Origin of the sequence: Arthrobacter sp. SAFR-044, assembly GCF_051965175.1 — a bacterium.
GTDB lineage: Bacteria > Actinomycetota > Actinomycetes > Actinomycetales > Micrococcaceae > Arthrobacter.
Genome location: NZ_JBQCMK010000014.1, coordinates 84461 through 109298 on the forward strand (window position 1 = coordinate 84461; position 24838 = coordinate 109298).

Consider the following 24838-nt stretch of genomic DNA (forward strand, 5'->3'; position numbering starts at 1 on the left):
CGAAACTGCCGGTTTCGCCAACAGTCACCCGCCACTTCACATCAGGAAACGCCGAGGGCCCGCATCAGGTGCGATGCGGGCCCCGGCGGCAAAAGCGGCGGATGAAGCGGTGGCGCCGGCTACTGGTCCACGGAGACGGCCGCCCTGGTGGCCGGGAACCGGTCCCAGGCGCGGTGCGCGGCGAGCAGCCCGGAAACCTCGGCGGTCACCGAGGCTGCATCGCTGCCGGCAGCAACGCCAACCGTTTCCTGCTGGATGCCGATCGCCTCAAGAACTGCCGCGCCGGAACCCCACACGCCGATGGCCTTGGCGTGGCGGTATGCCTCGGCGAGCATGAGGGCGACCCGTGGATCAGGGGCGCCAACCGGCTCCCCGGCTTTGGCATCGCGCCCGGCGGAGGCATCAGATGCGGGCTGCTTGCCTCCGGCCACGATCAGTGCGTCGAACTCGGTGGACCGCGCTGTGAGGAACGTACGCTGCACCGTCACCGAAAGCCCGTCCGAGGAAAGCGTGCCGCCGGTTGGTGCGATGACCAGCGGAACCATGCCCTCGCCGTCGAGCGCTTTGCGGGCGGCCTCCACCTCCGTCAGGTCGCTGGAGGAATCGGCAATGATGCCCACCACCCGCCCGGCAACCGGCCAGGTATCACCTACCTGGGAGACCGCCGGGCTGGGGTCGCGGTCCGGGACCTGCTCGGTGGCCTCCGGCGCGGGCATGCCCAGCCCGGCGGCCACCGCGGGGCACAGTGCGGCGTCGATGTTGGCTAGGGCCTGGAGCTGGCGTTCGCGGACGGCGGTTTCGTAGCACTTGCCGAGCTCGAACGTGTAGGCCTGGATTACGTGGTCCTGTTCCACCGCGCTCAGGCTGCGGAAGAACAGCCGGGCCTGGCTGTAGTGGTCGTCGAAGGAAGCCGGGTTCCGCCGTTCCTTCATCGATTCCGCAACCGCCTCGGGCACGTCCACGAACGCCCCGACGTCCTGCCCGGCCAGGAACGGGCACCCGCCGTCCAGTGAATTGGGCCGGTATGGCGCAACGCCCGCATGGTCCGCCGTCTGGTGCATGCCGTCGCGGAGCATGTCGTTCACGGGTGCGTGTGGCCGGTTGATGGGGATCTGCGCGAAGTTCGGGCCGCCCAGGCGCGAGATCTGGGTATCCAGGTAGGAGAACAGGCGCACTTGCAGCAGGGGATCGTTGGTGACGTCGATACCCGGCACCAGATGCCCGGGGTGGAACGCCACCTGCTCGGTTTCCGCGAAGAAGTTGGTGGGGTTCGCGTTGAGCGTCATGAGCCCGATGGGCTGTACCGGCGCCAGTTCCTCGGGGATGAACTTGGTGGGGTCCAGCAGGTCGATGCCTTCGAACATTTGGTCTTCCGTGTCCGGGAACGTCTGGATTCCCAACTCCCATTCCGGATAGGCGCCGGCCTCGATGGCGTCTGCCAGGTCGCGGCGGTGGAAGTCCGGATCCATGCCGTTGATGATCTGGGCTTCCTCCCAGACCAGCGAGTGCACGCCCTGCTTTGGCTTCCAGTGGAACTTCACCAGGGTGGTGTGCCCGGCAGCGTTGACCAGGCGGAAGGTGTGGACGCCGAAGCCCTCCATGGTCCGGTAGGACCGGGGGATGCCGCGGTCGGACATGTTCCACAGGGTGTGGGCCTGCGCCTCGGTGTGGAGCGATACGAAGTCCCAGAATGTGTCGTGCGCGCTTTGGGCCTGGGGGATTTCGCGGTCGGGATGGGGCTTGGCCGCGTGCACCACGTCCGGGAATTTAATGCCGTCCTGGATGAAGAACACCGGAATGTTGTTCCCCACCAGGTCGTATGTGCCCTCATCCGTATAGAACTTCGTGGAGAACCCACGGGTGTCCCGGACAGCGTCCGCGGACCCGCGGGAGCCAAGGACGGTGGAGAACCGGACAAATACGGGCGTTTCGACGTCCGAGGCAAGGAAACCGGCGCACGTTACCTTCGACGCCGTCCCGTAGGACCGGAACACCCCATGCGCCCCGGCGCCCCGGGCGTGGACAACACGCTCCGGAATCCGCTCGTGGTCAAAGTGCGTGATCTTTTCGCGCAGGTGATGGTCCTGCAGCAGGATGGGACCACGAGCGCCGGCCTTCAGGGAGTGGTCCGTGTCCTGTAGCCGAAGGCTCTGGGCCGTGGTCAGGTACTGGCCGGACTGGGCCCGGGCGGTGGCAGGCGCACCGGTAGGGCTGCCCGTGGGGGACACCGCTTCAGGACCGCGCTGGTCCGGTTTTGGCGGCAGCGGCTCCCGCGGGGTGGTGGGCTCTTCGAGTGCAGGAGGCTCGCTGGACGGAACCCCGGGAATTACAACGTCGTCTTCGGCTGGCATGTCTTGGTCTCCCCACAATTGATGTTCCCGGCCTCCGCCGCAACGAAAGCTAAGCTTGCTTAGTACCCTACAGGTGCCCAAGGTCGGGAAGGCAAGGTTCGACGACGGGGCTTGCCTGCCTGCCGCTTCATCTGTTCCGATGGGGAAACGGCCGCCTGCAGCGGCACACCGACGTGAGGATGGTTATGGCCGGCAGCACAGGACAGGATGTAAAGCCGCAGGATGGGATGCAGGACGACGTGCGGCAGGAAGGCATCGGGCAGGACGAACTCGAGCTCGTCGACAGGTGGTGGAGGGCCGCCAACTACCTTTCGGTAGGCCAGATCTACCTTCGCTCCAACCCGTTGCTGCGCGAGCCGCTGCAGGCTGAGGACACCAAGTCCCGCCTGCTGGGTCACTGGGGCACCACGCCCGGACTCAACTTCGTCTACGCCCACCTGAACCGCGTAATCCGCCGCGACTCACTGGAGATGCTCTTTGTGGCCGGTCCCGGGCATGGCGGTCCCGCCGTCGTCGCCAACGCCTGGCTGGAGGGAACGTACTCAGAAATCTATGCCCATGTTGGCAATGACGAGGCCGGCCTGGCCGAACTGTTCCGGCAGTTCTCCTACCCCGGCGGCATCCCCAGCCACGCGGCCCCGGAAACCCCCGGCTCCATCAGCGAGGGCGGCGAGCTCGGGTATTCCCTCGCCCACGCCTACGGATCGGTGTTCGACAACCCCCAGCTGGTGACCGCGGTCGTGATCGGTGACGGCGAAGCCGAAACGGGGCCGCTGGCCGCCAGCTGGCATTCGCACAACTTCCTGGACCCGGCGGCTGACGGTGCGGTCCTGCCCATCCTGCACCTGAACGGCTACAAGATCGCCAACCCCACCGTCCTGGCCCGGATGCCGCAGGACCAGCTGGAGCAGCTGCTGCGCGGGTACGGTCACGAACCGTATTTCGTGACCGTGGCGGATCCGGACGACACGGAGCAGGCGCACCGTGATTTCGCGGCCGTGCTGGACCAATGCCTGGCCGATATCAGGGCCATCCAGGATGCGCACCGGCAGGACGCAGCCGGTGAAGAAGCGGGGGAGGGCGGGCACCGCTGGCCGATGATCGTCCTGCGCTCACCCAAGGGCTGGACCGGGCCCCGCACCGTGGACGGGCTGCAGGTGGAGGGCACGTGGCGGGCGCACCAGGTGCCGCTGTCCGAGGTCCGCACCAACGGGGAGCACCTGAAACAGCTGGAGGAATGGCTGGAGTCGTACCGGCCCAACGAACTGTTCGACGGTGACGGCCGGCTCCGGCCCGACGTCGCCCGGGGTGCGCCCACCGGTGATTTCCGGATGAGTGCCACGCCACACGCCAACGGCGGACTGCTCCGGCGCGCACTGAAACTGCCCGCGTACCAGGACCACGCCGTCGAGGTTCCCAGCCCGGGCACGGACCGCGTCAGCCCCATGGTCACGCTCGGCACCTGGATGCGGGACGTCGTCGCGCAGAACATGGACAACTTCCGGCTGTTCGGTCCAGACGAGACGGCGTCCAACCGGCTGCAGAACGTCTACGAGGTCACCGACAAGGTGTGGCAGTACCGGATCGACGACGTCGACGAGCACCTGGCGCGCTCAGGCCGGGTCATGGAGGTCCTCAGTGAGCACCTGTGCCAGGGCTGGCTGGAGGGCTATCTCCTCACCGGCCGGCATGGGGTGTTCAACTGCTACGAGGCCTTCGTCCATATCGTTGATTCGATGTTCAACCAGCACGCAAAGTGGCTGAAGGTATCCCGCAAACTGCACTGGCGCCAGCCCGTCCCATCGCTGAACTACCTGCTGTCCTCACACGTGTGGCAGCAGGACCACAACGGGTTCTCGCACCAGGACCCCGGCTTCATCGACCACGCGGTCAACAAAAAGGCCGAGGTCATCCGGGTGTACCTGCCGCCGGACGCCAACACCCTGCTGTCCGTCATGGAGCACTGCCTGGCCTCGACGGACTACGTGAACATCGTGGTCAGCGGCAAGCAGCCCTCACCCACCTGGCTGGGCCCCGCCGATGCCGCCAACCACTGCCACCGCGGCCTGGGCATCTGGACGTTCGCCGGTTCGGAGGTGCCCGGCGAGGAGCCCGACGTCGTGCTGGCCTGCGCGGGTGACGTCCCCACCGTGGAGACGGTGGCGGCTGCGGAACTGCTCCGCAATGGTGCGCCCGGGCTCAAGGTGCGCGTGGTGAACGTCGTGGACCTGATGCGGCTGCAGGACGAAAGTGAGCACCCGCACGGCCTCCCCGCCCACGACTTCGACGGCATCTTCACCGCTGACAAGCCCGTCATCTTCGCCTACCACGGCTACCCCGCGCTGATCCACCGTCTCGCCTACCGGCGCACCAACCAGCAGGGCCTCCATGTGCACGGGTACAAGGAGGAGGGGACCACCACCACGCCGTTCGACATGGCCATGCTCAACGGCATCGACCGGTTCACCCTGGCCATCGACGCCATTGATCGGGTGCCCGGCCTGGCCGAGAAACACTCGCTGCTGCGCCAGGACCTGCAGGACCGGCGGAATCGGGCGCGCGAGCACACCCGGACCCACGGCGAGGACCCGGAGGAGATCCGGAACTGGAAGCTGGGCGGCTGATTTACTGCAGCGGCAGCTCGTCCAGCGTGCAGGACGGCAGGTGGATCCAGCCTTCGCTGCGGGCGGCTTGGGCGTGGGCGGTACCGGGCAGGAGCGTACGACGGCGGGCCACGGCCCGGGCGGTCAGCGAGGCGATGACGGCGTCGAACAGGTCGTCCGAAGCGGTTAGGCTGTCCCGGTGCCCGGCCAGGTCCAGCCAGGGCGCCTGCTCTTCGAGGGCCGCCAGCAGGAGGCCCAGGCGTTCGGTTTCGGGGATGCCGCGGCCTTTGTAGCCGCGCCCGTTGAGGCCCCAGATCTTCAGTGATGCCGCCGGGTACACCTCGGCGAGGCGTCCTGAGCCGTCCCGGGGCTGGGGGGCGTGCTGTGCCGCGATTTTCGCCTGGATCACGGCGCAGCGCATCGCCGGATGGGCCAGCCGGTCGGCGGAGACGCTGAGCGGGATCAGCCCGGTTTGGGCAGTGCAGAACCGGTCCGTGTCCCGGTAGGCAAGCAGCCGCCGGCCCGCGATGCCGTCGTGTTCAAGGACGGGGGCCGGATCGTTGTTCAGGTGGCCGGTGAGGAACGGGATCAGAGCGTCCGGCCAGCCCACGGGGCAGTCGACGCCGGTCATGTCACAGGTCCCGAACAGGTCCACGATCTCCTGGTCGCCAACGTCCAGGGCAAGGTGGGCGAGCCGGGCGGAGGGTTGTGCGCCGGCTTCCCCGCCACCGGAACTGCTCTCCCACTCGATCACCGCGACTGCGGTCTTCTTCGTGGCCGCGGCAAGATCCACGCCGAGGGTTCTCACGTGCGCTCAGACCCGCCGATAGTGGAGGGCGTCGTCAACAGCCCCCGCTTCGCCGAGATCGTCGCCGCGGGCAAAACCGGCCCACAATGACCGCAGCGCCCTGCCGGTCATGTCCACATCCTCCCAGCGGGCACCGGCGATCAGCCCCACGCCGTCCCAGGTCTTCCGTGTACCCAGGAGCAGGGGAAGGTCCACGGTGTGGGCGGCGCCGAAGATGTTGCCGGGCGCATGCCAGGTCAGGACGTAGCGGTATGCGCGGCCTCCTGCCTTGGCATGCCGCCGCGCGAACCGCCTGGTGGCGCGCCCGTAGACGGTTACGGTGACCACCCAGTCGATGGCGCGCACGGCGGCCTTGCCCACAAACGGAATCTTGGCCAGGCCCATCAGGCGGGGACTGCGGGGGAGGAACAAGCGGGCCTCCTCCGAAGTGTGGCCGATCAGGACCTCAATGGCGGGCGCGGTCCGGTTCCACGCAGCTTCAATGCCGGACTCCTCAGGAAGTGGATCGTGCCCGTACTGGGTGCCAAACGGCATCGCTGCCAGCATGCCGAACTTCCTGGCCACCTGGGTGACCCGTGCCTCGAGCGCCACCACGTCCATGGCGGGCGTCTGTTCCGTGACGCCGTCGGCGGCAATGCCCATGGCGTGGTTCATCTTCGCCCGGCCACGGGTAATGCCCAGCGGGGCGCTCTGGATGATGGCGCGCTGGAAAAGGGCGGGAGCCTCCGGTGTGGCCATCAGATGGGCGATGGCGTCACCACCGGCGGACTGGCCGAATGCGGTGACCCGGCCGCGATCGCCCCCGAAAGCGGCGATGTTCCGTTGTACCCACCGGAAAGCCTCGAGCTGGTCCAGGAGTCCCAGGTTGCCGGGGCGTCCTGCCGGCGTCGCCAGGAAGCCGAACAGTCCAAGCCGGTACGTCACGGAGACCACGACCACCCGGTTCTCGGCCACCAGCCGTGCGGGGTCGAAGATGGCCAGGTCCCCGGATCCGGTGGTGTAGGAGCCGCCGTGGATCCAGACCATGACGGGCAGCTTTTCGTCCGGCATGAGGTCGCCCGGCATGGTGATGGAAAGGTTCTGGCAGTCCTCGCTGCCGGGAAGCTCGCCATATCGGGTGCCCAGGACGTCGTCGAGGAACGGGACCGGCGCCTGCGGGCACGCGGGGGAGAGGGACGTGGCGGATAGTTCGGCGGTCCAGTCCGGGGCCGGTGAGGGAGGCTGGAACCGGGCAGCAGTGGCATAGGGGATGCCGGTGGCGCGGATAACGTCGCCGTCCCGCCAACCGGTGACTGGACCGCAGGGAGGATTGAACGAAGGCTCGGAAGTCACAGGCCAACGATTCCACAGATTCACGGTGGCCGAACAACAGGAATCCCCGCCTCCCGGACCATTCCCCGGCGCATAACGCGGGGTTTGGTCCAGCAGGCGGGGATTCTTGGCGAAGCCGCACTGAGGCGGCCTGCCGGATGTGTCAGTGTCCGGTGGGCACGTAGCGCTTGATCGAGGCTTCCAGTTCGGCTTCGGCGGCGGCGCGGTCGCCCCAGCCTTCGGCCTTGACCCACTTGCCCGGCTCCAGGTCCTTGTAGCGGGTGAAGAAGTGCTCGATTTCCTTGATCAGGAATTCGCTGACGTCGCTGACTTCCTGGATGTGGTCGAAGCGGGCGTCAACCGGAACGCACAGCACCTTGGCGTCGCCGCCGCCGTCGTCGGTCATGTTGAAGACGCCGATGGGGCGGGACTCAACAATGACGCCCGGGTGCAGGTCAAAGTCCTGCAGCAGTACCAGTGCGTCCAGCGGGTCGCCGTCCTCGCCGAGGGTGTTCTCGAAGTACCCGTAGTGCGTGGGGTACTGCATGGAGGTGAAGAGGACGCGGTCCAGGCGGACGCGGCCGGTCTCGTGGTCAACTTCGTATTTGACGCGTGATCCCTTGGGGATCTCGATGGTCACGTCGTGCTTCATGGGAATGCTCCTCGGCAATTGCAGGGGGTGCGCGGCACACTTGACGGGCCCACAAAAAGCGTGTCGGTGCCGCCGACTACAATTGAGGATATAGCGAGAGGCCCTGGAATCAGGAACTTGTGGGGAAATTTCAGGACTTGAGGACCAGCACCAGCATGACCAATTCAACCGGCGGGGAACAGTTGCGCGCCCGCCCGCCACGGCGCCGGGGGAGTGCGGTTAAGGGGTCAGGCACGTCTTGGCCACTGGCACTGGCAGCGCTGGTCCTGCTCGTCCTGGCCATCCCGGGAGCCCTGCTGGTGGCCCCTGGATTCCGCGGTCCTGATGCCCCGGCCCCCGCCCCCACGCCGCCTTCCTGGCAACAGGCCCCCGCCACACTTTCCGCCCCGCAGGTGCTGGCGACATTGCAGCCCTCCGCCCCGACGCCCGTGCCGGCGGTGGTGGCGGCCCAGGTGGAGCCGGTGTTGAAGGCCGACGGCGGCGGTACTTTCACGGGCATGGTGCAGGACGCGCTCACGGGCCAGGTCCTCTTTGACCGGGGCGGCGCGGAAGGCCGGGTGCCGGCGTCGAACCTCAAGCTGCTGACTGCCGTGGCCGCCCTGCGCACCCTGGGGCCGGATCACCGCTTCACCACGAAGGTGGTGCAGGGTCCTGCCGTCGGGCAGGTAGTGCTGGTGAGCGGCGGCGACGTCCTCCTGGGCGCCGGGGAGTCGCGGCCTGGGCAAACCATGGGCCATGCCGGCCTGGCCACGCTGGCAGCCCTTACCGTGCAGGCCCTCCAGGCCGCCGGGACCACCGGCGAGATCAAGGTGCTGGTGGACGACTCCCTCTTCACCGGCCCTGCCTTGAATCCCAACTGGCAGCCCGGAGATGTGGAGGCGGGAGAAATCGCTCCGGTGTACCCGCTGGCCCTTAACTCAGCGCGCTTCGATCCCGCCGTCACCACAGGTCCCCGGCCCGAGGATTCGGCAAAGGCTGCGGCCGAGGAGTTCGCAGGGCGGCTGCGTGCGGCAGGTGCCGGGGCGGGACTGACGGTGGCAGCCGGCGTCGAGCGTTCACCCGGTGGGGCACAAACCACCGGTGCAGTCCTCGCCGCCGCGGAGTCAGCAACCGTGGCGGAGCAGGTGGACCTGATGCTGCAGGTTTCAGACAACTACCTGGCGGAAACCATGGGCCGGATGGCGGCGTTGGCCACCGGACGGCCCGGAAGCAATGACGGCGCCACGGCCGCAGCCACGGCGGAACTTGCGGCCGCGGGGGTCACTCCGGATGCCGTGAAGCTGGTGGATGTGTGCGGCCTGGCCATGGGCAACCAGGTTACGGCCCGCCAATTCACGGACGTGGTGCGGGCCATCACCACGGGCGCCGATGCCAGGCTTCGCGCCGCCCTGGACGGCTTCCCGGTCGGCGGGCTGTCGGGAACCTTGGACACCCGCTACGGGGATGCCACCACCTCGGGCGGTGCCGGGCTGGTTCGCGCCAAGACCGGGACCCTGAACACGGTGCTGGCGCTCAGCGGCTATGTGGTGGACGCCGACGGCAGGCTCCTGGTGTTCTCCTTCATCGGCAACGGCCTCACGCCCGGAGCAGCCGGCAATAAGGTGGCACTGGACCGGGCCGCCACCGCGCTGGCGGGCTGCGGCTGCCGCTAGCGCGGGCTTGCGGTTGTCCCAAGCAGCGCGGCCATCACGACGGCGGCCAGCACCGACTTCCACCCCTTGCGTGGGCCGACGGTCAGGGGAGCGATGGGACGGTAGGGGATCATGCTGTCCTTCTTCCATGGTCACGAGCGGCCGTGAACCGCGTACGCGGTGTGCGGGGCCGTAACGGTTGTGCAGGTAGTGGCCGCTCCTGTGCGGCAAAATGCTTCGTGGTTTCCACTGTGCCGGTCTGGACTGGGACGGCGCTTTCGCCCTCCTGTGCGGTGGCTGTGCAGTTTCGCCGGTGAGCGAACTTAAGGACGATCCCCAGCCTGCTGTGTTCTGATGGGACTCATGGAGTCCACTGCGCGCGAGTCCGCATCGACGATGTCCCCTTCAGGCCAGTCCAACGGGACCCAATCCAACGCGGCACAATCAAATGCCGCCCAGGCCCTGATCAACTGGGACCTCGCTGCCTCTACCGCGGCGCGGCTGGCACCGGCCGGACCCGTGCTCGACGGAAAAGCCATCGGCGAGGCGGTGGACAGCCTGCGCCGGCTCGCCGACGCATCCGTGCCGCACGTCCATGAAATCACCGGGCTGGAAGCGGCGCGGGACCTGCGCGACTCCTCCGTGCTGGTGGTGGACCGGGCGTCCTGGGCCAAGGCCAACACCCAAAGCTTCGCAGTGATGCTCAAGCCCGCCATGCAGAAGATGCTGGACACCCGGCGCGGAAGCCTCAGCCCCGCCGCCGCCCAGGTCAGCGGCGCCATTACCGGCAGCCAGCTGGGCGCCGTCCTGGCGTTCCTTTCCAGCAAGGTCCTGGGCCAGTACGATCCCTTTGCGGCGCTGGCGGAGAACTCCACGGCCCCTGCTGCCGGCCGGCTCCTGCTGGTGGCTCCGAACATCGTTTCGGTGGAGCGCGAACTCAACGTCGCGCCGGAGGATTTCCGGCTCTGGGTGTGCCTGCACGAGCAGACCCACAGGGTGCAGTTCGCGGCAGCGCCGTGGCTGCGCCACCACATGCTGGAGCAAATCGACGAACTCAGCGGCCACCTCCTGGGCAATGTCGATTCGCTGATGGAGCGTGCGTCAGCTGCCGCACGCTCGCTGAAGGACCGTTCGGCCAGCGGCAATACGCCCGGCCGCGGCGCCATCCTGGACCTGCTGCAGGACCCCGAGGAAAAGGCTGCCATCTCGCACCTCACCGCGGTGATGAGCCTGCTCGAAGGGCACGCGAACGTGGTGATGGATGCCGTGGACGCGAGCATCGTCCCGTCCGTCAAGACCATCCGGCAGCGGTTCAACGACCGCGGCAAGGACCGGGGTGTGATCGAAAAGTTCATCCGCAGCCTCCTGGGCCTGGACGCCAAGATGCGGCAGTACTCCGACGGTGCCCGCTTTGTCCGCGCCGTAGTGGACGTGGCCGGAATGGAAGGCTTCAACAAGGTGTGGGCCTCGGTGGACCACCTTCCCACCGAGCCCGAGATCCATGACGCCAAGCTGTGGCTCGACCGGATGGGCCTGTAGTTGCCTGAAGATGTACCTGCGCACTCGGCGGGGCCTGGAGTCCCGGCCCCGCGCAGTGGCCGACGGCGGCCCGGCAGGCTCGCGCCCGTCGTCGGCACGGCGCGCAAACTGATGCAAAACGCCCTGGCCGATGCGGGCTATCCCCGCCACGTCCTCGTAGCCTGCAGCGGCGGGCCGGATTCCCTGGCGCTTGCCGCCGTCGCCGCTTACTTCGCCCGCCGCGGCCACGTGGATGGCCACCCCCTGACCGTGGGCGCAGTGGTGGTGGATCACCAGCTGCAGGAGGGGTCCGGTGATGTTGCCGCCCGCACCGTGGAAGCTCTGCAGGACCTGGGCCTGCAGCCGGTGGAAATCCGTACCGTCACGGTGGCCGCTGCCGGCATGGGCCCCGAGGCCGCCGCCCGTGAAGCCCGGCACTCCGCGCTTGAGGCCGCAGCCGCGGAGCAGGGTGCGGAGGCAGTCCTGCTGGGCCACACCCTGGACGACCAGGCCGAACAGGTACTGCTGGGCCTGGCCCGCGGCTCCGGCACGCGCTCCCTCGCTGGGATGCGGCCGGCCCGGGCAGGCGCCGGAGAAACCGTCCTGTTGCGGCCCTTCCTTGGCCTCCGGCGCGCGGACACCGAGGAGATTTGTGCCGTGGAGGAGCTGGACCCCTGGCACGATCCCACCAACTCCGACCCCGCGTTCGCCCGGTCGCGGACCCGGGTGGAGGTCCTGCCGCACCTTGAGGAAAAACTTGGTCCCGGCGTCGCCGAATCCCTGGCCCGCACCGCCGCCATCCTCCAGCTTGACGCCGACTACCTGGAGGATGTGGCGGAAAGCACCTATGCATCCCTTGTTGAACGGGACGGCAGCGGACTGAGCCTGCCGGAGGAAGCGCTGCGCGCGTTGGCACCGGCCATCAGGTTCCGCGTCATCGCCAAGGCAGCGGCCGACGCCGGGGGGCAGCAGCCCAGCTACCGGCGCCTTTTGGCGGCAGAAGCACTGCTCCGGCGGCAGGGCTCGGCCGGCCCCGTGGAGCTTCCCGGCGGCGTGAGTGTCTACCGGTTGTCCCTGGCGCAGCTGGAGGAATCGAAGGGGGCCGCCGCTTCCGGGGCTCCGGCCGGCGCCGGTTCCGTTCCCCGCGAACCCGCGGGCTGTGGGAAGCTAGTATTCCGGCCTCAAAAACCGCCCGCAAAATAGTCGCACCCCGCATCTAAACAGGAGCCATTGGTGGATTCAAACGACGTCCAGGCAGATCTCAAGCACGTTCTCTACACCAAGGAACAGATCCAGCAGCGGATCACCGAACTCGCCGCGCAGATCGACAAAGACTACGAAGGACGCGAAATCCTCATTGTTGGCGTCCTCAAGGGTGCCGTGATGGTTATGGCTGACCTGGCAAGGGCACTGCACAGCCACATCTCCATGGACTGGATGGCCGTGTCCTCCTACGGCTCCGGTACCCAGTCTTCCGGTGTGGTGCGGATCCTCAAAGACCTGGACACCGACCTGATGGGCAAGGACGTGCTGATCGTCGAGGACATCATCGACTCCGGCCTGACCCTTTCCTGGCTCAAGACCAACCTGGAATCCCGCGGCACCGCGTCCGTGGAAATCTGCACCGCGTTCCGCAAGCCCACCGCAGCCAAAGTGGAGATCGACGTCAAGTACGTGGGCTACGACATCCCCAACGAATTCGTGGTGGGCTACGGCCTGGACTACGCCGAAAAGTACCGGAACCTGGACTTCGTGGGCACCCTGGCCCCGCACGTCTACGAGTAACCCCTTCCCCGCGAGATGGCAGTTCACGGCAATGTCGCCGGCCGGGACTGCCGTCAAATGCCATCTCGGAGGCCCTGTGGTGAAGCCCGGGAAGCGTGAGTAGCTGCAGCGTGGGCATCCGGGACGTGGCGCGGGAAGCCGGTGTATCGGTCACCACGGTTTCGCACGTCCTCAACGAGGTCCCTTCCGCCCGGATCAGCGCGGAAACGCGCGAGAAAGTCAGGACGACGGCGGCCCGGCTGGGTTACGGCCCCAACCGTGTGGCCCGTGCCCTCCGCAGCCGCAGGTCCGGTGTGCTGGGTCTGGTGGTTGAGGATGTGGCCACCACCCCGCACGCCGGCCGCATCATCCTGGGCGCGGAGCAGGCGGCACGCGCCCGCGGCTACACCCTGATGATCGTCCCCATCCCTGGGCCGGCAGGAGCCGGCGCCGGCCCGGAAACCGGGCGCGCCCGATGGGAAACCGGCTTTGAGTCCCTCCAAACCGGCGTTGAGTCACTCCTGGGGCGGCAGGTGGACGGGATCCTCTACTCGGCCAGCTGCCAGCGGGTTGTGCAGGCCTCCGTCAACCTGGGCAGGGTCCCCGCGGTCTTGGTGGATGCCGTCGCCGCGGACGGAAGCTTCCCGGCCGTTGTCGCCGACGAATACAACGGTGCCGGCGCCGCGGTGGATGCACTGCTGGCCGCCGGCCACACCCGGATCGGATTCCTCAACAGCGCAGACGGGAACCCCTCCCCCCACCGGCGCTTCCAGGGGTTCCAGGAAGCACTCAAGCGCACAGGAGTACGGGGAGCCTCCGGCGCTGTCGAGACGGCGTCGCCCGATGCATCAGGTGGGTACGCGGCCGCCCGCACGGTCCTGGCTGCCCGCAACCCGCCGTCGGCCCTCCTTTGCTGCAACGACCGCATGGCCATGGGAGCGTACCGCGCCGCCGCGGAACTGGGCCTGTCCATCCCCGGAGACCTGTCCGTCGTCGGATTCGGCGACGAGGAACTCATTGCGGACAACCTCCACCCGGGCCTGACCTCCGTAGCCCTGCCGGAACACGAAATGGGCGCGTGGGCAGCCAACTGCCTGATCAATGGGATTGAAAGTGCTGCGGCGGATGCCGGCGCCAACCAACTCACCGGCGTACCGGCCCCGGCGCTGCTCGCGTGCCGGCTGGTCGCGCGTGGATCCGTGGGTGCACCCGGCACCGGGATGCCACAGCGCTGAAGCGGCATTCGGCAGGCTGCCGTACTATCTACGCCCACAGGGAACTTTTGCTTTTCGCTATGCGTGATTTACTCCGGACGGTGTATAGCTAGAAGCTGACGCAGCACCATCACGCGCGCAGAGTACTCGCCGTGAAGCACTACCGGAAGGGACGGGGTCAGCCCCCGAACAGATGAAAGCTAAGAACTTCTTCAAAGGCCCGGGCATCTGGATCGTCGTTGTGGTCGGTCTGCTCCTTGTGGCTTTTGCAACGCTCGCCCCCGGCGGTGCAGCCCGGATCGATACGGACAAGGGCCTGGAACTGCTCTCCGGCAACAAGGTGGAGCAGGCCAAGATCTTCGACGGCGAGAACCGCGTTGACCTCACGCTGAAGGACAACCTGCAGGTGGATGGGCAGGACAAAGGCAAGAGCGTCCAGTTCTTCTACGTGGATGCCCGCGCACAGGACGTGGTGAAGGCCGTCACCGACGCCAAGCCGGCCCAGGGCTTCACCGACCAGCCGATTGAAAGCAACTGGTTCTCCGGCCTGCTTTCCCTCCTGATCCCCGTGATCCTGCTGGGCGCACTTTTCTGGTTCCTGATGACCCGCATGCAGGGCGGCGGCTCCAAGATCATGCAGTTCGGCAAGTCCAAGGCCAAGATGGTCAGCAAGGACATGCCGCAGGTGACCTTCGCGGACGTCGCCGGTGCCGACGAAGCTGTGGAGGAACTGCAGGAAATCAAGGAATTCCTGCAGGAACCGGCCAAGTTCCAGGCGGTCGGCGCCAAGATCCCCAAGGGCGTGCTGCTCTACGGTCCGCCGGGTACCGGTAAGACGCTGCTGGCCCGTGCGGTTGCAGGTGAGGCCGGCGTACCCTTCTTCTCCATCTCCGGCTCTGACTTCGTGGAAATGTTCGTCGGCGTGGGCGCATCCCGCGTCCGCGACCTCTTCGAACAGGCCAAAGCCAACTCGCCCGCGATCATCTTCGTGGATGAGATCGACGCCGTCGGCCGGCACCGCGGCGCCGGCATCGGCGGCGGCAACGACGAACGCGAGCAGACCCTCAATCAGTTGCTGGTGGAGATGGACGGCTTCGACGTCAAGACCAACGTCATCCTTATTGCCGCCACCAACCGGCCCGACGTCCTGGACCCGGCACTGCTGCGTCCCGGCCGTTTCGACCGCCAGGTGTCCGTGGAGGCCCCGGACCTGATTGGCCGCGACCAGATCCTGCAGGTGCACGCCAAGGGCAAGCCGATGGCGCCCGGCGTGGACCTGAAGGGTGTGGCGAAGAAGACGCCCGGCTACACGGGCGCCGACTTGGCCAACGTCCTGAACGAGGCCGCGCTGCTCACCGCGCGCTCCAACGCCAACCTGATCGACGACCGTGCCCTGGACGAGGCGATTGACCGCGTCATGGCCGGGCCGCAGAAGCGCAGCCGCGTCATGAAGGAACACGAGCGCAAGATCACCGCCTACCACGAAGGCGGCCACGCCCTGGTGGCGGCTGCCCTGCGGAACTCGGCGCCGGTCACCAAGATCACCATCCTTCCCCGGGGCCGGGCCCTGGGTTACACCATGGTGGTTCCGGAAAACGACAAGTACTCCGTGACCCGGAACGAACTCCTGGACCAGATGGCTTACGCCATGGGCGGCCGCGTGGCAGAGGAGATCGTGTTCCACGATCCGTCCACCGGTGCCTCCAATGACATCGAGAAGGCCACGGGCACCGCGCGCAAGATGGTCACCGAATACGGCATGAGCGAACGCGTCGGTGCTGTGCGCCTGGGCCAGGGCGGCGGCGAGCCCTTTCTGGGCCGCGACGCCGGGCACGAGCGCAACTACTCCGACCAGATTGCCTATGTCGTGGACGAGGAAGTGCGCCGACTGATCGAGCAGGCACATGACGAGGCCTACGAAATCCTCACCGAGAACCGGGACATCCTGGACTACCTCGCCCTTGAGCTGCTGGAGCGGGAGACCCTCAACCAGGCCGAGATTGCCGACATCTTCCGTGACGTCCGCAAGCGGGACTTCCGTGAGGTGTGGCTGTCCAAGGAGACCCGTCCCGTCCAGTTGACCGGACCCGTTGAGAGCCGCCAGGAGCGGGCTGAACGCGAGGCGCAGGAGGAAGCGAAGAAGGCCCGTCTGGACGAGCCGCTGGACGCCCAGCCCCCGCACCCGCAGGGCGTCTCGGAGGATGCTCCGTTTCACGGAGGGGTCCCCGACTCGGGGCCTGACACCCTTCGCGGCTAAGCTTTCCCTGTGACTTCCTTCGACGACGACGACGTTTCCGCCTCTGCCGCATACCCGGCGGAGGTCGGTTCCCACCACTCCAAGAGCGAAAAGGTGGACCGCCCACGGATCGAGGCGGCCGTCCGCGAGATCCTCCTTGCCATCGGCGAGGACCCGGACCGCGGCGGCCTCCTGGATACCCCCAAAAGGGTTGCGAAGGCGTACGCCGAGGTTTTCGCCGGACTGCACCACGATCCTGCGGACGTCCTGTCCACCACCTTCGATCTGGACCACGAGGAACTGGTCCTGGTCAAGGACATCCCCTTCTACTCCACGTGCGAGCACCACCTGGTGCCGTTCCATGGGGTGGCCCATGTTGGTTACATCCCCTCGCACGACGGCAAAGTGACCGGGCTGAGCAAGCTGGCCCGGCTGGTGGACATCTACGCCCGCCGCCCCCAGGTGCAGGAGCGGCTGACTACAGAAATTGTCGAAGCGATGGTGAAGCACCTCAAACCCCGCGGTGCCATCGTCGTTGTTGAATGCGAGCACATGTGCATGTCGATGCGCGGCATCCGCAAGCCCGGAGCGAAGACCGTCACCAGTGCGGTCCGCGGGCAGCTTCATGACCCGGCCACCCGTGCCGAAGCCATGAGCCTCATCCTCGGAAGGTAACAACAGACCATGGATTCACTCGCTGCAGCCCCTGGAACGGGACCCGCAACGTCTCCGCTGCCCATCCTGCGCAAGCCCAGGCCGGCCGCGCGCTTCGAAGACCTCCCCACCGGCCGCACCCTGGTCATGGGAATCCTGAACGTCACCCCGGATTCGTTCAGTGACGGCGGCAAGCATGCGACGGCGGACACCGCCATCGCGGCCGGCCTGCGGATGTTCTACGCGGGCGCGGACATCATCGACGTCGGGGGCGAGTCCACCCGGCCCGGCGCCGACGAGGTGACCCCGGACGAAGAGCAGCGCCGCGTCCTGCCGGTGATCGAAGCGCTGGTAAAGGCCGGCGCCCTGGTCAGCATCGACACCACGCATGCCTCCACGGCAGCCGCTGCCCTGAAGGCCGGAGCGGCCATCATCAATGACGTCTCCGGGCTGACTATCGAACCGGAGATGGTGGAGCTGGTGGCAGCCTCCAAGGCGCCCTATGTCCTCACGCACCGGCGGGGTGACGCCAGGACCATGAACTCGCTCGCCGAGTACACGGACGTGGCAGGGGAAGTGGTGGCTGAGCTGGCAGGAGTGCGGGACAAGCTCTACGCAGCCGGTGTCAGCCAGGAACAGATCATCATCGATCCGGGCCTGGGGTTCGCCAAGAACGACGCCCAGAACTGGGAACTGCTGCAGAACCTGGACCAGCTGGACAGCCTGGGCCACAAGGTCCTGGTGGCCGCCTCCCGCAAGCGTTTCCTCGGCACCCTGCTCACGGTGGCCGGTAAGTCTGCCGCTCCCGACGAGCGGGACGCTGCCACGGCCGCGATCACAGCCATCAGTGCCTACCGGGGGGCCTGGGCCGTCCGCGTGCACGACGTCGGATCGAGCCTTGACGCGGTCAAGGTGGCTGCGCGCATGGCGGCAGCACCCGCAACACAAGCTGTACCCAAGACGCAATAGGGCCGGGGGACCCATGGACAGGATTACGCTGACCGGAGTGACCGCCGTCGGCCACCACGGTGTCTTCGATTTCGAACGCCGGGAGGGCCAGCCCTTTGTTGTGGACGCCGTGCTCTACCTGGACTTCACGGAAGCGGCGCAGTCCGACGACGTCCGGGACACCGCCCATTACGGTGAGGTGGCGCAGCGTATTACCGAGTGGATCACCGGGGAGCCCCTGAACCTCATCGAGGCACTCGCGGTGCGGATCGCCGACAGCCTCCTGGCCGAATTCACGCTCCAGGCCGTGGACATCACTGTCCATAAACCCCAGGCCCCCATCGAGGTCCCTTTCGGTGACGTGGCAGTGACGGTCCATCGGAAACGGGCCTCCGCTGCCCGCGCGCTGGCCGGGGCGCAGGCATGAACGGGATCTACACCAAGGCCGTGCTCGCCCTGGGAAGCAACCTCGGGGAACGGAACGAGACCCTGACCGAGGCTGTGGCGGACCTGGTGGACCCGCCGGAGGTCCGGCTGCTCGCCGTCTCGCCCATCGTCCAGACCAAGGCGGTGGGCGGACCCGCCGGCCAGCCGGACTTCCTGAACATGGTCATCACCGTGGAAACCATCCTCACCCCTGAGGAACTGCTGGAACACTGCCAGGCCGTGGAGAACAAGCACCTCCGGGTCCGTGAGGTCCACTGGGGGCCGCGGACGCTCGACGTCGACATCATCACCTACGGCGACCTCCACAGCGATGACCCCGCGCTGACCATCCCGCACCCGCGTGCGGCGTCGCGTGCTTTCGTCCTCTACCCCTGGTCCCTCATCGAACCGGCTGCCACGCTGAACGGCGAACGGATCAGCACGCTGGCTGCCCGGGCGGAAGATTTTCCTGACCTTGCCCCGTTCGACGGATTCGGGGACTTTGACGGCATGCCGACGGCGGGAGCGGTGGAGGAGCGGTGAAGCCCATCAACCCCCTGCGCCTGCTGCTGATCTGCGTCATCCTCGCGGTTGCCGGCTGGTCGGCCACGGTTGTCACCAGCCGTTACAGCATGGCCACACCCGTCCTGCCGGCCACCGCGCTTGCCACCATGGGCGTCATCGTCATCATTACCCTGGTCCTGGGTATCCGGATCCTGAGGTGGCGGAACAGCCGCGAGCCCAACAGCAAGGCCAAGAAGAAGCAGCTCGATCCCCTCCTGGCAGCCCGCACCCTGGTCCTGGCGCAGGCGTGCGCTTACGCCGGAACGGTGCTGCTGGGATGGCACGTGGGCATCTTCCTGGACCAGCTGCGGATCTGGAGCCTGCGCAATGACCAGGGCATCACCTGGCTGGCCCTGGCCATGGCCGGCGGCGGCCTGGTGATGATCGTGGTGGGGCTTATTGTGGAGCGGTTCTGCAGGATCCCGCCTGAAGATGGCGATACCAACGGCGTCGACGGGAAGAAGGGCCGGACTGCCCGCGGGGAAACCGCGGGGGAAGGCGAATATGCCTACCGAGGCGATTGACCCGCCGGGTATCGCCTGGCAGCGGGTGTCATCGAAATACGTTACGGTCCGCCTGGTGGAGTGGGCCCTGGCCAACCTCGCCACCGTGCTGGTCCTGTCCGCGCCGCTGGTGTTCGTCCTCCTGGGCTGGTGGCGGTGGCCGCCGCTGTGGCTGGCCGTCACCGTTCCGGCCGTTACCCTGCTGCTTGCTCTATGGCGGCTGGTCCTCATTCCGCGCCAGGTCCGGGCCATCGGCTACGCCGAGCGCGACGACGACCTGCTGGTCAGGAGCGGTATCTTCTTCCAGCGCACCATGGCCGTCCCGTACGGCCGCATGCAGTACGTGGACATCGCCGTTGGTCCGGTGGAGCGTGGCCTGGGCCTGTGCACCGTCAAGCTCCACACAGCATCCCCCGGCACCAATGCGCGCATACCCGGCCTTCCGGCAGCGGAAGGCGCCCGGCTCCGGGAACAGCTGGCCGCGCGGGGCGAAGCCAGGCTGGCAGGACTGTGACCACTGACGGCCAGCTGCCCGGGCCGCCGTCGCTGCCGCCTCCCGCAGTCCCGGACACCACGGCAACGCCCGACGGCGAATGGCTGCGTGTGCATCCCGCCTCACCTTTCGTCCGCGGCTGGGTTGCCCTGGCCGCCATCGCGTTCTTCTTCGGCAGGGACCTCTTTGAACGGACGCTCCAGGGCCAGCCCGTATTCGAGGACGGCTTCGCCAGGCGTGCACCCTGGCTCCTGGGCGGCGGGGCCGCGGTACTCGCCGTGGCAGTCCTGGGGTTCATCCTGACCTGGTACTTCACCAAGTACCAGGTGTCCGGAGGCTACGTCCGCGTCAACAGTGGACTCCTCTTCCGCCAGCACCGGCAGGCTCGGCTGGACCGGGTGCAGGCGATCGACATTGTGCAGCCCCTGCTGGCCCGCATCTTTGGCCTGGCCGAACTCAAGTTTGAAGTTGCCGACGCCGGAGAATCCGCAGTGCGCCTGGCCTACCTCAGGATCGATGACGCCCGCCAACTGCGCGCCACCATCCTCGCCCGGGCCTCCGGGGCTGAGGCAAGTTTCGGTGGGGGCCCGGTGGCCGGCATCGACGCCGCGGCGCGTCCAGGTCCCGGCAGCCCATTGGCGGCGCCCTTTGGCGCGCCCGCACCCGAGGCTCCCGAAATCCAGGTACTCAGCGTGCCGCCGTCGCGCCTTATCGGCTCGCTGCTGCTGAGCGAGCAGAGTTTCTTCATCGTGGTGGGCGGCTTCGCGTCCGTGGTCCTGTCCGCGCTGACGGACAACCGCGCTTTCTACTTCTACCTGGTGCCCGCAGCGCTCGGCCTTGCCGCCAGCTACTGGAACTTCTTCAACAAGGGCTACAACTTCACCGCCGCCGTCTCGCCGGATGGCATCCGCCTGCGGTATGGGCTGCTGGATACGCAGGCGCAGACGCTTCCGCCGGGCCGGATCCAGGCCGTGAAGATTGCCCAGCCTCCGCTGTGGCGTCCGTTCGGCTGGTACCGGATGCAGGTGAACGTGGCCGGCTACGGGACATCGGGCAACGCCGTCGAAGGCAATACCAGGACCATCCTCCTGCCGGTGGGCAAGTTCACCGACGTCATGGCCATGCTCTCGCTGGTCCTGCCGGACCCCGGGACGGACCGGCCGGACACGGTGTTTGCTGCCGGGCTTGGCGGCAGGGATTCTGACGGCGGATTCACCACCACCCCGCGGCGGGCCCGGCTGCTGGCGCCGCTGGCTTGGCGGCGGAACGGTTTTGCAGCCACTGACACGGCACTGCTGATCCGTTCCGGGCGCTGGTGGCGTGAACTTGTTCTGGTGCCGCACCAACGGACGCAGTCACTGGCGCTCCACCAGGGGCCCCTGGCGCGTCGGTTCCGGGTTGCGGACCTGGTCCTGCACACCACCGCCGGCCCCGTTGTCCCGCGGTTGACCCAGGCCGGGTTGGACGAGGCCAGGCAACTCTTTGATGAGCAGTCGGCGCGGGCCAGGCTGGCCAGGAAGCGGCAGACCACCGAACAATGGTTGCGGCAGGTTGTTCCGGCTGTGGAGCCCTTGCAGGTGCCAGCCAGGCCACTGTCCGGGGCGCATGTTCCCGGGGTGCGGCTCCCCGGGACAGCAGCCAGTGAACCCCGCACCCATCACCAACAGGAAGGCCAGCAGCATGGTTAAGCCCGGACGCCTCGGCGTCGGAATCATCGGCGCCGGCAAAGTGGGGGCCGTGCTCGGCGCGGCACTGCGCGCTGCCGAGCACGCCGTCGTGGGAGTGTCAGCTGTCTCTGACGCAAGCCGGGAACGGGCTGAGGCGCTGCTCCCCGGCGTCCCCATCCTTGAAGTCCAGGACATCGTGGAGCGTGCGGAGCTGGTGCTGTTGGCGGTGCCCGACGACGCGCTGCCGGACTTGGTGGAGGGGCTGGCGAAGCTCGGAGCCTGGCAGCCGGGACAGCTCGTGGCCCACACCTCGGGCCGGTTCGGCGTGGGCGTGCTGCATCCGGTCCGCGCTGCCGGCGCCGTGCCGCTGGCGTTGCACCCGGCAATGACGTTCACGGGCATGAGCCTGGACCTCACCCGGCTGCTCGACTGCACCTTCGGCGTGACGGCCGATGCCGCCATGCTCCCCATCGCCCAGGCGCTGGTGGTGGAGATGGGGGCCGAGCCCGTGGCCATCGCCGAGGCGGACCGGACGCTCTACCACGCAGCCCTGGCCCATGGGTCGAACCACCTGGTCACCTTGGTGGCACAGGCCTCCCAGCTCCTGCGCGAGGTGGGAGTGGAATCGCCTGAACGCATGCTGGGACCGCTGCTGCGGGCCACGCTGGAGAACGCGCTGGCCTCGGGGGAGTCGGCGCTGACCGGGCCGGTGGCCCGCGGCGACGTGGGCACCGTGCGGGCGCACGCGGAGGCGTTGCGGGAGTTCGACGGCGGCGGGCAGGGCGATGTGCTGGCGGCCTACCTTGCGATGGCCCGCGCCACTGCCCTGCGCGCTGAAGCGCGCGGCCTGCTGAAACCCGACCAGCTGAAGGGGCTGCACGAGGCCCTCGATCCAAAGGAAGACTGAATGCCCATTCAACTCGTCACCACCGTTGCCGGCCTGAAAGCCGAAAGCGCCCGTCTGCTCGCCGCGAAACAGGGTGCTTCGCAGGGGCTTGTTCCCACCATGGGCGCACTCCACGAAGGCCATGCAACGCTGGCGCGCACCGCCGTCGAGCAGAACGATGTGGTGGTGGCCAGCATCTTCGTCAATCCCCTGCAGTTCGGCGATGCCGTTGACCTGGACCGCTATCCGCGGACGCTCGATGCGGACCTGGCCCTTCTTGAGGAGCAGGGCATTGACCTGGCTTTCGCGCCTTCAGTGGAAGAGGTCTACCCGAATGGGCAGCCGCTGGTGCGGGTTACCTCCGGGCGCCTTGGGGAGAAATGGGAGGGTGCTTCGCGGCCCGGACACTTCGACGGCGCCCTGACCGTTGTGGCCAAACTGCTGCACTATGGAATGCCGGCGGCGGGCCTTCCAGCCGGCCCTGCAGGATCTGCCGGCAGCAGCCTGCCGGCATACCGGGCCTACTTTGGCCAAAAAGACGCCCAGCAACTGGCCCTGGTCCGGCGGATGGTTTCAGACCTGAACTTCCCCGTGGAGATTGTGGGCGTGCCAACGGTGCGGGCAACGGACGGCCTGGCGCTGTCCAGCCGGAACCGCTTCCTGTCCGACGCCGAGCGGGACGCCGCGCTGGTCCTGTCCAGGGCCCTGCGGCTGCTGGAGGAGCGGGCGAACGCCCATGAGCCGCTGGACCTTGATTCCGCGATGGCGATGGTGGAATCCCAGCCCTTGGTGTCGCTTGACTACTTTGACGTGGTGGACCCGGGCACCCTTGAACCGCTGGCCGAGAATTGCCGGGAAACACCCTTCCGCGGCGAGGCCCTGGCACTCATCGCGGCCAAGGTGGGCCCGGTGCGCCTGATCGACAACGTGCCGTTGAGCTCATAACTGCCGCGTTAGTCGCCGCGCATTGCCCTGGACGGGACCGGCTACAGGCCTGAATGGTCCCGGTTGATCATGAGCTGTTCGAGCAGGGCGCGTTCAGGCTGGCCCGGGTTCCTGGCGACGCAGCGGCGAAGCCGGGCCCGGGCGAGCTCTTCACTGGGGTCCTGGCCACCAAGCAGCTCATCGATGATTTCCTGCGCCTGCCACCGCAACGACTCTATGGCGAACTGCCTGACCTCTTGGGGCGTGTCACTGGACATCCACGGATCCGGATCCGACGGGACACTTTGGAACATCCGCTCTGCTGACATTGGGGCCTCCTTGCTCCAAACCGGCGGACCCTTGGGTGCGCCTTGCGGTGTTCTAAAGAACTGCGTAGGAGAAACACTACAGCGGGAAAGACCGGTCTGTCTCCCCCTGCAGTAGACTTCAAGTCCTATGAGCACAGAGGCGAAGGTCCCGAGAACTGATGCGGCGTCCCAGGCCCCCGCACTGGAGGGTCACACCAATTCGGTGGAGCGGATCCTTTCGGTTGCCTATGAGTTGTTCTCCCGCAGGGGAATCCGGGACGTGGGCGTCAATGAGCTCATCGAGCGGTCAGGGGTGGCAAAGGCCACCTTCTACCGGCACTTCCCGTCAAAGGACTCGCTGGTCCTGGCGTTCCTGGAACAGCGGGACAAGCTGTGGACCGTTGAAGCGATAGTGTCCCAGGCCCGGGGTCGGGGAGAGACGCCGGTGGAGCGGCTGCTGGCGATCTTCGACGTCCTGGGTGAATGGTTCCGGCGCGATGACTTCGAAGGGAGCACCTTCACGCAGGTCCTGCTGGAGATGGGCCCGTCCCACCCCCTGGGCCAGGCCAGCATCAACTACCTGGCGAAACTCCGAAGCCACGTGCAGGCATTGGCTGAAGAAGCCGGGCTGGTGGACCCCGATGGGTTCGCTCGTTCCTGGCAGATCCTGATGAAGGGATCCATTATTTCGGCTACCGGCGGTGACCTTGATGCAGGGAAGCGCGCCCGGCAGATGGCCGCCTGGCTGATCGAGCACCACACGGCTTAGCGGCTGGCGCTGCAGGGCGGGCTTCGGGCCGACCTTCGGGACTGACCTTCGGGACTGACTGTGGCAGCCTACGGCCGGCTCCCTACGGCGTCCGGGAAAAGGGCGAATGGCGTGGCGAGGAGTTCGGCCCAGAGTGGATCGTCGGCTGGCAGGTCGTCGAGGTCCACGTATCTGTCGTCGTCGGGTTCCCACAGGGGAAGGTCTTCGAGGCTGGCCTCCAGGCACTGGCATTCAGGGGGCGAGACCCACTGCGGCCATTGCGGGCAGCCTTCCGCGGGCCAGTGGGTTGGTTCGGGGCCGGGTTGTTCGGGTTTGTAGTGGCGTCCGGTGGGTGAGGTCCAGCCGGGTGGTCCATTCCTGTTGGCCGGGTCGGGTGTCCACCTGCTGTGGTGTTTGAGTCGATGGTGTTTGGGGCAGAGCTGGGCCAGGTTGCTGGCGTTGGTGGTGCCGCCGTGTTCCCAGGCGGTGAGGTGGTCGGTTTCGTTGTCGCTGGTCTTGTTGTTGCAGCCGGGGAACGTGCATTTGGTATCCCGCATCCTGATCCAGCGTTTGATGGCCTCGGTGAGCCGGTAGTTTTTGCGGCCGATTTCCAGTGGTGCCCCGTCGCG

23 protein-coding genes are annotated in these 24838 nt (G+C 67.4%); 17 read left to right on the top strand and 6 right to left on the bottom strand.

Annotated features, from left to right (window positions below; translation table 11 throughout):
• Positions 1 to 119: 119 nt before the first annotated feature.
• Positions 120 to 2351 (bottom strand): catalase, encoded by a 2232-nt coding sequence (locus ACTHQS_RS18360; RefSeq protein WP_440171754.1) that lies wholly within the window; start codon positions 2349 to 2351, stop codon positions 120 to 122.
• Positions 2352 to 2536: 185 nt separating this feature from the next.
• Between ACTHQS_RS18360 and ACTHQS_RS18365 the strand changes: the two genes are divergently transcribed.
• Complete coding sequence (locus ACTHQS_RS18365; protein ID WP_440171756.1) at positions 2537 to 4975, top strand: phosphoketolase family protein; 2439 nt, start codon at positions 2537 to 2539, stop codon at positions 4973 to 4975.
• 1 nt (position 4976) lies between these two features.
• On the opposite strand, the gene ACTHQS_RS18370 is transcribed toward ACTHQS_RS18365, so the two are convergent.
• The 3 genes from ACTHQS_RS18370 to ACTHQS_RS18380 all read right to left on the bottom strand — a co-directional run bounded on the left by ACTHQS_RS18370 (position 4977) and on the right by ACTHQS_RS18380 (position 7725).
• Positions 4977 to 5762 (bottom strand): DUF429 domain-containing protein, encoded by a 786-nt coding sequence (locus ACTHQS_RS18370; protein WP_440171758.1) that lies wholly within the window; start codon positions 5760 to 5762, stop codon positions 4977 to 4979.
• 6 nt (positions 5763 to 5768) lie between these two features.
• Positions 5769 to 7094, bottom strand: coding sequence for a carboxylesterase family protein (locus tag ACTHQS_RS18375; protein WP_440171760.1), 1326 nt, complete (start codon positions 7092 to 7094; stop codon positions 5769 to 5771).
• A 142-nt stretch (positions 7095 to 7236) separates the two neighbouring features.
• Complete coding sequence (locus tag ACTHQS_RS18380; RefSeq protein WP_440171762.1) at positions 7237 to 7725, bottom strand: inorganic diphosphatase; 489 nt, start codon at positions 7723 to 7725, stop codon at positions 7237 to 7239.
• A gap of 155 nt (positions 7726 to 7880) precedes the next feature.
• On the opposite strand from ACTHQS_RS18380, the gene dacB reads away from it, so the two are divergent.
• From dacB to ACTHQS_RS18455, 15 genes are all read left to right on the top strand, one after another.
• Complete coding sequence (gene dacB / locus ACTHQS_RS18385; protein ID WP_440171764.1) at positions 7881 to 9377, top strand: D-alanyl-D-alanine carboxypeptidase/D-alanyl-D-alanine endopeptidase; 1497 nt, start codon at positions 7881 to 7883, stop codon at positions 9375 to 9377.
• Between the two features lie 342 nt (positions 9378 to 9719).
• A complete protein-coding gene (locus ACTHQS_RS18390) occupies positions 9720 to 10895 on the top strand; it encodes a zinc-dependent metalloprotease (protein WP_440171766.1) in 1176 nt (391 codons plus the stop codon).
• A gap of 111 nt (positions 10896 to 11006) precedes the next feature.
• A complete protein-coding gene (gene tilS, locus ACTHQS_RS18395) occupies positions 11007 to 12077 on the top strand; it encodes a tRNA lysidine(34) synthetase TilS (RefSeq protein ID WP_440171768.1) in 1071 nt (356 codons plus the stop codon).
• Positions 12078 to 12107: 30 nt separating this feature from the next.
• Positions 12108 to 12659 carry a hypoxanthine phosphoribosyltransferase gene (hpt, locus tag ACTHQS_RS18400; protein WP_041651844.1) on the top strand — a complete coding sequence of 184 codons (552 nt, stop codon included), beginning with the start codon at positions 12108 to 12110 and terminating at the stop codon, positions 12657 to 12659.
• Positions 12660 to 12754: 95 nt separating this feature from the next.
• Positions 12755 to 13873, top strand: coding sequence for a LacI family DNA-binding transcriptional regulator (locus ACTHQS_RS18405; protein WP_440171770.1), 1119 nt, complete (start codon positions 12755 to 12757; stop codon positions 13871 to 13873).
• Positions 13874 to 14045: 172 nt separating this feature from the next.
• Positions 14046 to 16109: an ATP-dependent zinc metalloprotease FtsH gene (gene ftsH / locus ACTHQS_RS18410; RefSeq protein ID WP_440171772.1), complete on the top strand. Its 2064-nt coding sequence runs from the start codon at positions 14046 to 14048 to the stop codon at positions 16107 to 16109.
• A gap of 9 nt (positions 16110 to 16118) precedes the next feature.
• Positions 16119 to 16763 carry a GTP cyclohydrolase I FolE gene (gene folE, locus ACTHQS_RS18415; protein WP_440171774.1) on the top strand — a complete coding sequence of 215 codons (645 nt, stop codon included), beginning with the start codon at positions 16119 to 16121 and terminating at the stop codon, positions 16761 to 16763.
• Between the two features lie 9 nt (positions 16764 to 16772).
• Positions 16773 to 17711 carry a dihydropteroate synthase gene (gene folP / locus ACTHQS_RS18420; RefSeq protein ID WP_440171776.1) on the top strand — a complete coding sequence of 313 codons (939 nt, stop codon included), beginning with the start codon at positions 16773 to 16775 and terminating at the stop codon, positions 17709 to 17711.
• A gap of 13 nt (positions 17712 to 17724) precedes the next feature.
• Complete coding sequence (folB, locus tag ACTHQS_RS18425; protein ID WP_440171778.1) at positions 17725 to 18117, top strand: dihydroneopterin aldolase; 393 nt, start codon at positions 17725 to 17727, stop codon at positions 18115 to 18117.
• Positions 18114 to 18659 carry a 2-amino-4-hydroxy-6-hydroxymethyldihydropteridine diphosphokinase gene (gene folK, locus ACTHQS_RS18430; RefSeq protein ID WP_440171780.1) on the top strand — a complete coding sequence of 182 codons (546 nt, stop codon included), beginning with the start codon at positions 18114 to 18116 and terminating at the stop codon, positions 18657 to 18659. Before folB ends, folK begins: the two co-directional genes overlap by 4 nt.
• A complete protein-coding gene (locus tag ACTHQS_RS18435; protein WP_440171782.1) occupies positions 18656 to 19204 on the top strand; it encodes a DUF3180 domain-containing protein in 549 nt (182 codons plus the stop codon). Before folK ends, ACTHQS_RS18435 begins: the two co-directional genes overlap by 4 nt.
• Entirely contained in the window at positions 19185 to 19697 is a 513-nt protein-coding gene (locus ACTHQS_RS18440; RefSeq protein WP_440171784.1) for a PH domain-containing protein, read from the top strand. Before ACTHQS_RS18435 ends, ACTHQS_RS18440 begins: the two co-directional genes overlap by 20 nt.
• The gene (locus ACTHQS_RS18445; protein WP_440171786.1) at positions 19694 to 21364 is read left to right on the top strand and encodes a PH domain-containing protein; all 1671 of its coding nucleotides are present in this window, start codon (positions 19694 to 19696) and stop codon (positions 21362 to 21364) included. The genes ACTHQS_RS18440 and ACTHQS_RS18445 overlap by 4 nt, the downstream gene beginning before the upstream one ends.
• Positions 21357 to 22250 (top strand): Rossmann-like and DUF2520 domain-containing protein, encoded by an 894-nt coding sequence (locus ACTHQS_RS18450; RefSeq protein ID WP_440171788.1) that lies wholly within the window; start codon positions 21357 to 21359, stop codon positions 22248 to 22250. The genes ACTHQS_RS18445 and ACTHQS_RS18450 overlap by 8 nt, the downstream gene beginning before the upstream one ends.
• Entirely contained in the window at positions 22251 to 23174 is a 924-nt protein-coding gene (locus ACTHQS_RS18455) for a 4-phosphopantoate--beta-alanine ligase (protein WP_440171790.1), read from the top strand.
• 41 nt (positions 23175 to 23215) lie between these two features.
• Here the strand turns inward: ACTHQS_RS18455 and ACTHQS_RS18460 are convergent, their stop codons facing one another.
• Positions 23216 to 23482: a hypothetical protein gene (locus ACTHQS_RS18460; RefSeq protein ID WP_440171792.1), complete on the bottom strand. Its 267-nt coding sequence runs from the start codon at positions 23480 to 23482 to the stop codon at positions 23216 to 23218.
• Between the two features lie 127 nt (positions 23483 to 23609).
• On the opposite strand from ACTHQS_RS18460, the gene ACTHQS_RS18465 reads away from it, so the two are divergent.
• Positions 23610 to 24230, top strand: a complete 621-nt coding sequence (locus ACTHQS_RS18465) for a TetR/AcrR family transcriptional regulator (RefSeq protein ID WP_440171793.1) — start codon at positions 23610 to 23612, stop codon at positions 24228 to 24230.
• Positions 24231 to 24298: 68 nt separating this feature from the next.
• On the opposite strand, the gene ACTHQS_RS18470 is transcribed toward ACTHQS_RS18465, so the two are convergent.
• Positions 24299 to 24838 (bottom strand): HNH endonuclease signature motif containing protein (locus ACTHQS_RS18470; RefSeq protein WP_440171795.1); only part of this gene is annotated, 540 nt, incomplete at its 5' end.

What these genes read in the sequence shown, in the direction of transcription:
- dacB (WP_440171764.1), top strand. Translation starts at nt 7,881, where the DNA reads ATGACCAATTCAACCGGCGGGGAACAGTTGCGCGCCCGCCCGCCACGG.
- ACTHQS_RS18360 (WP_440171754.1), bottom strand. Translation starts at nt 2,351, where the DNA reads ATGCCAGCCGAAGACGACGTTGTAATTCCCGGGGTTCCGTCCAGCGAG.
- folP (WP_440171776.1), top strand. Translation starts at nt 16,773, where the DNA reads ATGGATTCACTCGCTGCAGCCCCTGGAACGGGACCCGCAACGTCTCCG.
- folB (WP_440171778.1), top strand. Translation starts at nt 17,725, where the DNA reads ATGGACAGGATTACGCTGACCGGAGTGACCGCCGTCGGCCACCACGGT.
- ACTHQS_RS18465 (WP_440171793.1), top strand. Translation starts at nt 23,610, where the DNA reads ATGAGCACAGAGGCGAAGGTCCCGAGAACTGATGCGGCGTCCCAGGCC.
- ACTHQS_RS18365 (WP_440171756.1), top strand. Translation starts at nt 2,537, where the DNA reads ATGGCCGGCAGCACAGGACAGGATGTAAAGCCGCAGGATGGGATGCAG.
- ACTHQS_RS18455 (WP_440171790.1), top strand. Translation starts at nt 22,251, where the DNA reads ATGCCCATTCAACTCGTCACCACCGTTGCCGGCCTGAAAGCCGAAAGC.
- folK (WP_440171780.1), top strand. Translation starts at nt 18,114, where the DNA reads ATGAACGGGATCTACACCAAGGCCGTGCTCGCCCTGGGAAGCAACCTC.
- ftsH (WP_440171772.1), top strand. Translation starts at nt 14,046, where the DNA reads ATGAAAGCTAAGAACTTCTTCAAAGGCCCGGGCATCTGGATCGTCGTT.
- ACTHQS_RS18440 (WP_440171784.1), top strand. Translation starts at nt 19,185, where the DNA reads ATGCCTACCGAGGCGATTGACCCGCCGGGTATCGCCTGGCAGCGGGTG.
- ACTHQS_RS18460 (WP_440171792.1), bottom strand. Translation starts at nt 23,482, where the DNA reads ATGTCAGCAGAGCGGATGTTCCAAAGTGTCCCGTCGGATCCGGATCCG.
- ACTHQS_RS18390 (WP_440171766.1), top strand. Translation starts at nt 9,720, where the DNA reads ATGGAGTCCACTGCGCGCGAGTCCGCATCGACGATGTCCCCTTCAGGC.
- ACTHQS_RS18380 (WP_440171762.1), bottom strand. Translation starts at nt 7,725, where the DNA reads ATGAAGCACGACGTGACCATCGAGATCCCCAAGGGATCACGCGTCAAA.
- ACTHQS_RS18450 (WP_440171788.1), top strand. Translation starts at nt 21,357, where the DNA reads ATGGTTAAGCCCGGACGCCTCGGCGTCGGAATCATCGGCGCCGGCAAA.
- tilS (WP_440171768.1), top strand. Translation starts at nt 11,007, where the DNA reads ATGCAAAACGCCCTGGCCGATGCGGGCTATCCCCGCCACGTCCTCGTA.